Here is an 11271-nt window from a genome sequence, read left to right as displayed (position 1 = left end):
TTGATAGATGCCTAGGAATAGATAAAGCTAAAAATAATATTATTAAAGTTATTAACCTTCAAGTATATTCAATTAATTTGCCTTTATAAAAATCTAACAATAACCCAAATTACGTATATAACATGAAATCAAAAAACTATAGAACTATGAAGAAAATAATCTTATCTGTAATTACCTTGTTCGGCTTTATTACTATGGCACATGCTCAAGAAATAAGTAAAAATGCTATTGGTCTTCGCTTGGGAGATAGCGACGGATTTGGAGCTGAAATATCGTATCAACGTGCAATTGGACAAAACAACAATCGGTTGGAGTTTGACTTTGGCTGGCGAGATGGCAAAAACTATGATGGCATTAAACTTATAGGGCTTTATCAGTGGGTTTGGAACATAGATGGTGGCTTTAATTGGTATGCTGGTCCAGGTGTTGGTTTTGCAGCGTTTAGACATAAATATGAAAGATATGTTCCTGGACAGAACGATTATTATTATGAAGAAAATAGAGATGCTTTTCCTATAGTGACTGGGACAATTGGTATTGAATATACCTTTGATTTTCCGCTATTATTATCTCTAGACTTTAGACCTGAATTAGGTTTTGGAGATGATTTATATGACAATAATGATTTAGATTTTGACGTGGGATTAGGTGTAAGATATCAATTCTAAAAAAAACTTTATTAGAATAAGTAAACCACCAATTGCATGGTGGTTTTTTTTCTATATTTAAGTATTTCTTCAATCTCAAGCACTGTTATATGTTTATAGAATTAAAAACTGAACGCCTTTTATTAAGAGCTTTAGAGAATCATGACGTAAATCAAATTTTGTTTTTAAGATCAGATCTAGTAGTTAACCAATTTGTTGAGCGCCAAAAAACAAAAACAAAAGATGAAGCTCTAGAATTTATAAAGCGTATTCAATTATCAGTATCAAATGAAGAAGTTTGTTATTGGAGTATTTGCTTAAAAACCAATTCCAAGCTTATAGGAACAATCTGTTTATGGAATTTCTCAAAAGAATTAAACAAGGCTGAAGTTGGTTACGACTTACATCCTGATTTTCACGGGAAAGGCATAATGAGCGAAGCTTTGCGTGCTGTATTGGAGTTTGGTTTTCAATCGTTAAACCTAAATCAAATTGATGCTTATACACAATATGATAATTTAAGTTCAGTATATCTTCTAAAGAAATTTGGCTTTAAGCACCAATCAGAACGTATTGATGACGAAAACTCAAAGAACCTAATATTTGTTTTAGAAAATCGAAACCTAGAATAGTTTCAATTCTATAACTGCATAGATTTTGAGAGTGTTTTCTCGTAAACAGCCTCGTATTGAGGAACAATATTATGGATATTAAATTTATCAGCTTGGTCTTTAGCCTGCGTCTTGAAAGTTTTTAACACCACTTCGTCTTTTAAAATTGAAAGCGCATTTTTACTCATATCATCTATATCTCCAACCTCACTTAAATAACCTGATAGACCGTGAATATTTACTTCTGGAATTCCACCAGAGTTACTTGAAATTACCGGAACACCAGATGCCATAGCCTCCAAGGCGGCTAAACCAAAACTTTCAGTTTCTGATGGCAACATAAATAAATCTGAAAAACATAGTATTCTATCTATTTCATTACTGTTTCCAAAGAAAACAACTTTATCCTCGATCCCTAAACTTTTGCACAACTCTTCCGCTGGCTCCTTTTCTGGTCCTTCACCGACCATCATAAGTTTAGCAGGGATTTCTTTCTGAATATTGTAAAAAACTTGAATAACATCTTGGATGCGTTTTACAGGTCTAAAATTACTAATGTGGGTTATAATTTTTTCATTTTCATTCGCCATCATAGAACGTTGACAATCTGTAAAACCATGGGTGTGCTTATCAATGTCTATAAAATTAGTAACAACATCAATATCATTAGTAATATTGAAAAGCCTTAAGGTATCTTTTTTCAAGCTTTCAGAAACCGATGTAACAGCATCAGATTTATTAATACTGAACTCAACAGCTGCTTTGTAAAACGGATGACTACCAACCAAGGTAATATCAGTACCATGTAAGGTTGTTACAATTGGCAAATAAACACCTTCTTCATGTAACATTTTTTTCGCCATATAGGCAGCATATGCATGAGGAATAGCATAATGTACGTGTACAATTTCAATTTGATGTAATTTAACCATATCAACCAGTTTACTAGAAAGTGCTAGTTCATATGGCTGATAATGAAACAAGGGGTATTCTGGTACATTTACTTCATGAAAATGGACGTTGTTACCTAATAATTCTAAACGAACTGGTTGTTTGTATGTTATAAAATGTACTTCATGACCACGTTTTGACAATTCAATTCCAAGCTCCGTAGCAACCACACCGCTTCCTCCAAATGTTGGATAACAAACAATACCTATTTTCATAATTAATCTTCTATAGATTCATAAATTAAACGCTGAATCTCTGTTCTTATATTTTCTTTTAATAATCTATTTGATCCTGCTATAGGATATGTTCTATTAGCCAAAAACACATAAACAATTTCTTCTTCTGGGTCTGCCCAAGCATAGGTACCTGTAAATCCTGAATGTCCAAAACTAGTCATTGATATACAACCGCATGTTGGACCTTCTTCACCTAGTTGTGGTTTATCAAACCCTATCCCTCTTCTGTTATCACTTTCACAGAAATAACAGGTATTAAATTTATCCAATGTTTCAGACTTAAAATAGCGTTTTCCTCCATAATAGCCCTTTTGTAAATACATCTGCATAATTTTGGCAACATCATTGGCATTACTAAAAATTCCTGCGTGACCACCAACACCTCCTTGCATGGCAGCTCCCATATCATGCACATATCCTTTTATTTCTTGATAACGATAATAATCGTCTAATTCTGTTGGCACAATGGATTTATTGCTAAACTTATTGTATGGATTATAAGTTGTGTAATTTGCGCCTAAAGATTCATAAAAATGCTCCTGAACCAATTCATCCATTGGTTTGTCGTAATGCTTTTCAATAAATTTCTTTAGAATGTAGTAAGGCAAATCGCTATAACGATATCTCAACCTATTTAATAAATCAGAATCCTTTATAATCTTTTGAATTGAGTCCTGATAATCCCGTCGCATAAATAAGTCATTTGCTACTTTTACACTAAATTCAGAGCTTTTTTCATTTCTGTAATACCTGGCGTCTGGTTTTTTAGTCACTGAATCTAAAGTCGCGTAATAAAACGGAATCCATGGTTTTAATCTGGCATAATGCGAAAGCATTTTTTTGATTGTTACATCCTTTTTGTTAGAATTAGCATACTCTGGTAAGAGTTGAGAGAGTTTAGAATCTAGTGATACCACGCCTTGTTCTTCAAGCTCCATTATCAAGGGAAGCGTTGCTAGAATTTTTGTCAATGAAGCTACATCATAAATGTCATTAAATTTTACAGTTTCAGCATCAGCTTCATATGTATGTTTTCCAAAATTTTTATTGTAAATAACTTTTCCTTTTCTAGCTACCAATAATTGAATTCCTGGTGTCATTTCATTATCAACGGCATATTGAGCTACCGAATCTAATTTACTCAATTTTTTAGAATTCACACCAACCCGTTCCGGAATCGTATAACCTAACAAAGACATTGAATTATAATCAACTCCATCGCCTTCATTATAAAACGTTCCTATTGAAACTGGCAATTTACCTTTGGCTTCAATGGCACCAAAAATCATTTGAGCCGATATTTTTTGAGACGTATCACTATTCTGATAACTCACAACTAAAGCTTCAATATTTTCAAAAGTAGCTATGTCTAAAAGCGCATATGGTTTTACAAAAACATCCAGAATAACAGTATTGGTTCTAGCAATTTCATAGAGCCAAACCAATTCTTTATCACTAAATTGATAATCTTTCCATGGATGATCATTTGAACGATGAAATCCAACAACAACAGTGTTGTAAGCTTTTAGTTTTGTAATGAGTTCATCTAGATTGTCAGCTTTCACCTCATGAACCTTGGTGTATTTTTGTAATTCTTTAAAAAAAACAGAACCAGAGTCGTCTCCTAATTGCACATAAGCAACACGTTTGTTTTTAAGGTCTCTTATAGGCAGCAAATTACTTTTGTTTTTAACTACCGTTATGGCCTTTTCAAAGGCTAATTCATTAAGGATTTGATCCTTTGGTCTGTTGAGTTCGTTAACTAAATTTTCAATTACAATAGGCTTAAAATTATTTAAGCCCACTTTATATTTCGCCTGAAGGATTTTTTTAACCGAATGTGCCAAACGTTCTTCAGTAATGACACCACTATCATAGGCCTCACGCATTTTAATCATGGCTTTAGGAACATCTTCTGAAATCAACATCACATCATTTCCTGCAAGAAAAGCTGCCAAATCAATATCTCCTGGCTCACTAAAATCAGCTACACCTTTCATTTCTAACGCATCCGTATAAATTAGCCCTTTAAAACCTAATGAGTCTTTTAAAATATCAGTCACAATATGCTTTGATAAGGAAGATGGAAATCCCGTTTGTGTTTCTAAAGCTGGTACGTTCAAATGGGCAACCATTACGCTAGATAAACCGTTTTCAATCAACTTTCTATACGGATATAATTCAACTGAATCAATGCGTTTTTCATCAAAGCTTATAGTAGGTAAAGTTTTATGAGAGTCAGTTTCAGTATCACCATGACCAGGAAAGTGTTTGGCATTTGCTAAAACACCTGCATCTTGCATACCTTTCATAAATACTAATGCCTTTTCAGTGACGTTATCACGATCTTCACCAAATGAACGATTTCCAATTATAGGGTTTTTTGGGTTGGTATTGATATCAACAACTGGCGCAAAATTAAAATGCACTCCAATACGCTTACAGTGCTCACCAACTTGATATCCTACTTGCTCAACTATTTTATTATCCTTAATAGCTCCTAGTGTCATATTCCAAGGAAAAGCAAAAGTAGAATCTAAACGCATATTCAAACCCCATTCGGCATCCATACCAATCAAAAGTGGTGTTTTGGAAAGTCCTTGCAACCTGTTATTTAATTTGGCCTGTGCAACTGGTCCTCCGGTAGAATAGATAATACCACCAATATGCTGATCCATTATAAGTTGACTGATAATGTTTTCGTGCTTCAGTCCTTGATTAGAAAAAGCACGAACCATAAATAGCTGACCAATTTTTTGGTCAATATCCAAACTATTATAAACACTATCAACCCATTTTTTTTGATGTTCTGGGTTATCAGCTAATAAAGGGTTTTTATTTTGGGAAAATGATGTGTTAAAAACAAAAAAACATAGCGTTAAAAACGTTACTATTCGCATACAATCAAGGGCTTTTTACAAGATTATCAATAACGATACCAAATTACAGTATTTTGAAGATACAATACTAAATTTTAAGATAGATTTATAAAGAAGGTAATTAACAATTTATGTGATTATCTAGATTTAAATTATAAGAAGAAATTTCTGGAACTTTAAATACTTAAGCACAAAGATCTTATGTGTACTTCCGTGTCACTTACTTTACAAAACGTGCATGCCAACTTTCACTTGCTGGCACTTCCCAATGCTCCTCAAACTCCGCTTTGTTAGCTACTAAATTATTGAATACGATAGTGTTTTTTGAAACAGCTCTATCCTTTGCCATTTTTCTGAAATCTGATAATGGTTTGTAAGCAATATAATCACCTTGCTTATAGGATACATTCATTTTATCCATAAGGTCAACATTATATTCCTTTTCAAGCTGCTGAATAAAATGAACTGAAGCATCAATAGAACAGCCTGTAGCTTTATTCAAGTTTTGATTTAATCCAATAACTATAAATCTCTTATATTTAATTAAATAGCCTGATTGTAAATCACTACCATGTGCTGTCCAATTCTCTATAAATATATCTAGCTTATTTTGTATTTCTATAATCTCCTCATCTGTAAAAGAACGATTGGCTTGGTATATCCAAATACGAGATTCTTCAGGTAAATTATTAAATTCTACTAGCATTATTTTTATGTTTTATCATCATAAATCTTCGGCATTCGCAATTAACTCTGCTATATCCATTACCTGAATACTGGCCTCTTTTTCTTTAGCTTTCACTCCATCGGTCATCATGGTGTTACAAAACGGACAAGCAGTAATAATAACTTCTGGGTTAGTTTCTAAAGCATCTTCAGTTCTTAAAACGTTTATGTCTTTATCGCCTTTTTCAGGTTCTTTAAACATTTGAGCACCTCCTGCTCCACAACATAAGGATGTACGCTGGCTACGTTTCATCTCTTTAAAATTTACGCCCAAAGTTTCTATTAATGCTCTTGGCGCTTCAAAAACATCATTAGCACGACCTAAATAACAGGGATCATGAAACGTGACGTTTTTTCCTTTAAATTCTGATTCTTTAACTTTTATTTTTCCTTCGGAAATTAATTTTTGTAAGAATTGCGTGTGATGCAACACTTCGTAATTTCCTCCCAATCCTGGATATTCATTTTTTAATGTATTGTAGTCATGCGGATCAGTAGTAATGATTTTTTTTACTTGATACATATTCATGACTTCAATATTAGTCATAGCTTGCATCTGAAATAAAAACTCATTTCCAGCTCGCTTAGCAGCATCACCAGAATCTGATTCTTCTGTTCCTAAAACAGCAAAATCAACGTTGGCTTTATTAAGCAATTTCACAAATGCTTTGGTAATTTTTTTTGCCCTATCATCAAAGGCTCCAGCAGAACCTACCCAAAATAAATATTCAGGCTGTTTTCCTTCTGCCATTGCTTCTTGCATTGTTGGTACTTTAAGTTGCTCGCTCATAATAATTTATTCATGATGACCATCATCAAATACTTGTATGGTCACTTTTTTATCTACTAAATCTGTAAATTTCCCTTTGTATCTAGTTGCTTTTACCAAATGATTATCAATCCAATGATAATTACCACCTCTAGGCTTACCCATTAATAAGCTATGAAATTTAAACCCATGCTTGTTTAACCAATTTTCGGTTACTTCCCGATGATCTTCAGTACGCGAAGTAAAAAAACATATTAGATGACCTTCGTCATACCACTTGTTACAGGTTACTAAAGCATCAGGATAAGGATCACAGGTAGCCATACGTTCTGGTTCCTCATTAGGCACATCTTCAGTAATGGTTCCATCAATATCAATCAAATAGTTTTTAACGCCTTTTGGCAATATGGGACTTACTTTTTCTCCAGATTCTACTTTTTCATGCAATAATTTATCTGCGTCTTCTCGTTTCATAAACCTATTTTATTCTTTTTCTAGTGTTTCTGTTTCTTTCTCATCAGAAATAGCTGCAAAATCAACTTTTGATATTCTTATGATAATAGCTAATTTCTTTTTCCCGTTTACTAATACATTCTCTGGCAAATACCTTTCGTCATGTGCTCGTAATAAAGCAGCATAACCAATTTTACTTGTTTGTGCCGAAGTACAATAATCGCAAAATACTTTTAACAGTTTAATGTCTTTTGCTTCTCTATTCTTGTATTCAATTTCGGTATATACCTTTATTTGTAATGAGTCTTTAGCATAACCTTGTGAGAAACCTAATAAATTTCCCAGACAAAATATTGCTGTGATTATGCTTAACCTCAAAACTTTTATTTAATATACTTTTTGTGCAATCCCATTGAAAAATAAGCACCTCCTAAACCTATTGCTATTCCACAAGGAACACCATAGTCAGTAATAAAACATAAAACAAAACCTAAAATGATAAATACTATTCCCCAAATAATCAATTTTTTAGGTTTGTCATAAAAATTACTCCCACTATTCATTCTTCCAGTTTAAACGATCCATTTGGTTATAAGGCCAAGGCGCTCCATTGTTTTCAATATTAGTCATCATATTATTCAACTCTACTGGCGCAGCACTTTGCTCCATAACTAGATAGCGACGCATATCCATAATAATGGACAACGGGTCTATACTCACGGGACAAGCTTCAACACAGGCATTACATGAGGTACAGGCCCAAAGCTCTTCCCTAGTGATATAATCATCTAGAAGTTGTTTACCATCCTCTTTAAATTCACCATTATTGGCATCGATATTTTTACCAACTTCTTCCAGTCTATCACGCGTATCCATCATGATTTTTCGAGGAGACAATTTTTTACCTGTTAAGTTAGCCGGACATTCACTGGTACAACGACCACATTCCGTACATGTATAAGCATTTAATAGTTGAACCCAATTTAAATCTTGCACGTCACTAGCCCCAAACTTGGCAGGTACCGCATTGTCAGCTCCTTCAGGAGGTGCTGCAAATGGATCGACGTTTGGATCCATCATCATTTTTACTTCTTTGGTAACAGCTTCTAGGTTATCAAACTGTCCTTTTGGCTTTACACGACCATAATAGGTATTTGGAAATGCCAAGAGGATATGCAAATGCTTTGAAAAGTATAAATAATTGAGAAATACTAAAATCCCTAAAATATGCAACCACCAAGCTACACGTTCAATAATATGGATAGTTGACTCAGGCAAATTACTAAACCATGGTGCTATGTATTGACTAATAACATTTCCAGAATTCATATTCTGAAAAGTTATATCTGTGGCATTCATAACCAAAAACAGCGTCATTAATACCATTTCAAAATACAAGATATAATTTGCATCATTTTTTGGCCAAGCTGTCATTTCAGAATTCCAAAACCGTCTAATTTTAATGATATTCCTACGAATCCAGAATACTATGACCGACACTAATACTAAAACTGCCAAAATCTCAAATGAACCAATTAATATACCATACAAACTTCCAATTGAGGAGAAAATACGGTGGGTTCCAAAGAGACCATCTATCATGATTTCTAGCACTTCAATGTTGATTACAATGAAGCCAACATAGACAATTAAATGCAGGAAACCTGCAATAGGTCTTTTTACCATTTTGCTTTGACCCAAAGCAATCCTTGTCATATTACGCCAACGTTCAGGTTTGTTATCACTAACATCAACATCTTGACCCAATTTAATGTTACGCATTAATTTTCTGACATTCTTCGCAAAATAACCAATACCAACGATTAAGGCTAAAGCAAAAAGTATGTTTGGAATAAAATTCATTTCTGGCTAGTTTTATTTTCGTTCGTCTTCAGGCTTTTGGTATTCATCCTTGTTTTTTCCACCAAAAACTGATACTTGTACATATCGTTTTGGATTCAATTTAAAATCCTGAAGCAATTCCTTTAACTGATATGTAGCAACTTCGAGGTTATTATATAACTTTTCATCTTTAAGCAATAATCCTAAAGTGCCTTCTCCATTTTCCAAATCACTTATGAGACCATTTACACTCAACAAAGTCTGGTCTAAATCATTAATAGTCTTTGAGATTTCAGCTTTTTTAAGATCTTCAGAGAGACTAGCTAAATCTTGACTAATAGAATCAAAATTACTAATAACTGACATTAATCCTTCTTCGTTTTTTGAAATTAAGGAATTGAATGAATAGGACAGGTTTTTAAAAGATTTAATAGTCGCATTCAATTCTGCAATAGCACTTTTGAGGCCTTTATCAGAATCATCTTCAACCAAGGCATTTAAACCTATTAGTAACGAATCGGCTGATTTAAGTGTGGTATCTAAACCTGAACTTAAATTGGAGAAATTCCCTGCCAAACCATCTAACAGGCCTTTTTCTACTTCAGACTTAATGACATCACCATCTTCAGCAAAAACACCATCTTCAGCCGGAATTATTGCCATTGCGTTTCCACCCATGAGTCCCATTTCATAGAGTCTAATTATACTATTTTTGGAAAACTTCAGCCCTTTATCAACAGTAAAAGAAACACGTGTTTTACCTGTTTCAAAGTCATATTTGATGTTTTTTATTTTCCCAACATTGTTTCCTTTTATGGTCACGGGAGAAGATTCGGTTAATGCATTGTACTCAAATACAGTATAATAAGTGTTTGATGCATCTAGTAGGTTTCGACCCTTGAGATAGTTTATTCCAAAAATTAAAAAGGCAATTCCTAAAATAACTAATATGGCAGTTTTAACTTCTTTTGTTATTTTCAAAGTAAAGTTGTTTGGTTATTAAACAAAATTAAAGATAAATTTATAAAGAATGACTCTAATTAGCTGATGAATTTAAGACATCGGCCAATGAAACTTGTTTTCCGTTTTTATAAGCAACAATAAAACAGGAATTATATCCTTTATCCTTGGCTTCTTTTTGAAGGCGTTTCACTTCATTATAATCCGAAGTACTACCATAATAATATTTATAAAGAGTTTCATGATCTTCTCTTGAAATAGCATCAAGTCCCTTAAAATTATAACCTTTGGGTTCTATTTTTCTTGAGCTAGCTGCTATTTGTACTTTAAAAATTATTCCTTCATATATCAGCTTTGATTCATCAATTGAAACTGTTGAATTATCTATTTCGGAAGTAGAAATATTACCGCCAACATTTAGGTCTAAACTGTGTTTATAATCTAAAATAGCATCTTTTATAGCTGAAGCCATTTGACTTTGACCTTTTTTGGAATTTAAATAGGCGCCTTCAGCTTTATTTGTTAAAAAGCCTGTCTCAATAAGTACACTTGGCATATAGGTATTATGCAACACCCAAAATCCAGCTTGCTTTACACTTCTATTTTTTCTTTTTAATTTATTTGTAAAATTATTTTGAACTAAAGTAGCTAACAAAATACTTTGGTCTAAATATTCTTCTTGCATTAAAGTCATTCCAATTAATGATTCAGGTGAGCTTGGATCAAAACCAGCATACGTTTCTTTATAATTATCTTCTAAAAAAATAACTTCATTCTCTTTTTTAGCTATTTCAAAATTTGCTTGAGACTTATGCAACCCTAAAACAAAGGTTCCTGCTCCATAAGCATTATTTGTAAAAGCATCACAATGTACTGACACAAACAGGTCTGCATCTGCCTTGTTAGCTATTGCGGCACGTTCACGAAGTTCTATAAACACATCCGTTTTTCTCGTATATATAACCTTTATGTCTGAATTTTTCTCGAGTTCCTTCCCTACCTCTAAAACAATATTTAAAGCTATACTTTTTTCCTTGTAACCATTACCAAGATTTCCAGGGTCTTTACCACCATGTCCTGCATCTAAAACCACCACAAACTTCTCTGATGAGCTTTGAGCATGAAGGACTTGCGAATTAAAAACTATTAATAAAATAGCTAGTAGAAAAAAACGTGTATTAATTATTGTGTTCATAG

Annotated in this window: 12 protein-coding genes; 2 read left to right on the top strand and 10 right to left on the bottom strand. The window is 33.2% G+C overall.

Annotated elements, in window-relative coordinates; genetic code table 11:
• The first annotated feature begins 146 nt into the window (after positions 1–146).
• Together C1S72_RS00205 and C1S72_RS00200 are read left to right on the top strand one after the other, a co-directional pair.
• Positions 147–668 (top strand): hypothetical protein, encoded by a 522-nt coding sequence (locus tag C1S72_RS00205; RefSeq protein WP_104735728.1) that lies wholly within the window; start codon positions 147–149, stop codon positions 666–668.
• Positions 669–757: 89 nt separating this feature from the next.
• Positions 758–1279: a GNAT family N-acetyltransferase gene (locus tag C1S72_RS00200; RefSeq protein WP_104733671.1), complete on the top strand. Its 522-nt coding sequence runs from the start codon at positions 758–760 to the stop codon at positions 1277–1279.
• A gap of 8 nt (positions 1280–1287) precedes the next feature.
• Here C1S72_RS00200 and bshA read toward each other — a convergent pair whose 3' ends face one another.
• The 10 genes from bshA to C1S72_RS00150 all read right to left on the bottom strand — a co-directional run bounded on the left by bshA (position 1288) and on the right by C1S72_RS00150 (position 11269).
• Positions 1288–2424, bottom strand: coding sequence for an N-acetyl-alpha-D-glucosaminyl L-malate synthase BshA (gene bshA, locus C1S72_RS00195; RefSeq protein WP_104733670.1), 1137 nt, complete (start codon positions 2422–2424; stop codon positions 1288–1290).
• A 2-nt stretch (positions 2425–2426) separates the two neighbouring features.
• Positions 2427–5345, bottom strand: coding sequence for a glycoside hydrolase family 3 N-terminal domain-containing protein (locus C1S72_RS00190; protein ID WP_104733669.1), 2919 nt, complete (start codon positions 5343–5345; stop codon positions 2427–2429).
• A gap of 199 nt (positions 5346–5544) precedes the next feature.
• Positions 5545–6030, bottom strand: a complete 486-nt coding sequence (locus C1S72_RS00185) for an ABC transporter ATPase (RefSeq protein WP_104733668.1) — start codon at positions 6028–6030, stop codon at positions 5545–5547.
• Between the two features lie 18 nt (positions 6031–6048).
• Entirely contained in the window at positions 6049–6840 is a 792-nt protein-coding gene (locus C1S72_RS00180) for a (Fe-S)-binding protein (RefSeq protein WP_104733667.1), read from the bottom strand.
• Positions 6841–6846: 6 nt separating this feature from the next.
• The gene (locus C1S72_RS00175; RefSeq protein WP_104733666.1) at positions 6847–7293 is read right to left on the bottom strand and encodes an LNS2 domain-containing protein; all 447 of its coding nucleotides are present in this window, start codon (positions 7291–7293) and stop codon (positions 6847–6849) included.
• Positions 7294–7302: 9 nt separating this feature from the next.
• A complete protein-coding gene (locus tag C1S72_RS00170) occupies positions 7303–7650 on the bottom strand; it encodes a hypothetical protein (protein ID WP_230401545.1) in 348 nt (115 codons plus the stop codon).
• A 5-nt stretch (positions 7651–7655) separates the two neighbouring features.
• Positions 7656–7835: a hypothetical protein gene (locus C1S72_RS00165; protein WP_104733665.1), complete on the bottom strand. Its 180-nt coding sequence runs from the start codon at positions 7833–7835 to the stop codon at positions 7656–7658.
• A complete protein-coding gene (locus C1S72_RS00160) occupies positions 7828–9135 on the bottom strand; it encodes a (Fe-S)-binding protein (RefSeq protein WP_104733664.1) in 1308 nt (435 codons plus the stop codon). Before C1S72_RS00160 ends, C1S72_RS00165 begins: the two co-directional genes overlap by 8 nt.
• Before the next feature lie 12 nt (positions 9136–9147).
• Complete coding sequence (locus C1S72_RS00155; RefSeq protein WP_104733663.1) at positions 9148–10095, bottom strand: MlaD family protein; 948 nt, start codon at positions 10093–10095, stop codon at positions 9148–9150.
• A 55-nt stretch (positions 10096–10150) separates the two neighbouring features.
• On the bottom strand, positions 10151–11269 hold the full coding sequence (locus C1S72_RS00150) for an N-acetylmuramoyl-L-alanine amidase (protein ID WP_104733662.1): 1119 nt from the start codon (positions 11267–11269) through the stop codon (positions 10151–10153).
• Positions 11270–11271: the final 2 nt, after the last annotated feature.

It is taken from the genome of Hanstruepera ponticola (assembly GCF_002940745.1).
Classification (GTDB): Bacteria; Bacteroidota; Bacteroidia; order Flavobacteriales; family Flavobacteriaceae; genus Hanstruepera; species Hanstruepera ponticola.
This window is presented reverse-complemented; position numbering and strand designations above follow the sequence as displayed.

Bases quoted from the DNA above. Each gene is read 5' to 3' on its own strand.
- C1S72_RS00205 (WP_104735728.1), top strand. From the start codon at position 147: ATGAAGAAAATAATCTTATCTGTAATTACCTTGTTCGGCTTTATTACT.
- C1S72_RS00200 (WP_104733671.1), top strand. From the start codon at position 758: ATGTTTATAGAATTAAAAACTGAACGCCTTTTATTAAGAGCTTTAGAG.
- bshA (WP_104733670.1), bottom strand. From the start codon at position 2,424: ATGAAAATAGGTATTGTTTGTTATCCAACATTTGGAGGAAGCGGTGTG.
- C1S72_RS00190 (WP_104733669.1), bottom strand. From the start codon at position 5,345: ATGCGAATAGTAACGTTTTTAACGCTATGTTTTTTTGTTTTTAACACA.
- C1S72_RS00185 (WP_104733668.1), bottom strand. From the start codon at position 6,030: ATGCTAGTAGAATTTAATAATTTACCTGAAGAATCTCGTATTTGGATA.
- C1S72_RS00180 (WP_104733667.1), bottom strand. From the start codon at position 6,840: ATGAGCGAGCAACTTAAAGTACCAACAATGCAAGAAGCAATGGCAGAA.
- C1S72_RS00175 (WP_104733666.1), bottom strand. From the start codon at position 7,293: ATGAAACGAGAAGACGCAGATAAATTATTGCATGAAAAAGTAGAATCT.
- C1S72_RS00165 (WP_104733665.1), bottom strand. From the start codon at position 7,835: ATGAATAGTGGGAGTAATTTTTATGACAAACCTAAAAAATTGATTATT.
- C1S72_RS00160 (WP_104733664.1), bottom strand. From the start codon at position 9,135: ATGAATTTTATTCCAAACATACTTTTTGCTTTAGCCTTAATCGTTGGT.
- C1S72_RS00150 (WP_104733662.1), bottom strand. From the start codon at position 11,269: ATGAACACAATAATTAATACACGTTTTTTTCTACTAGCTATTTTATTA.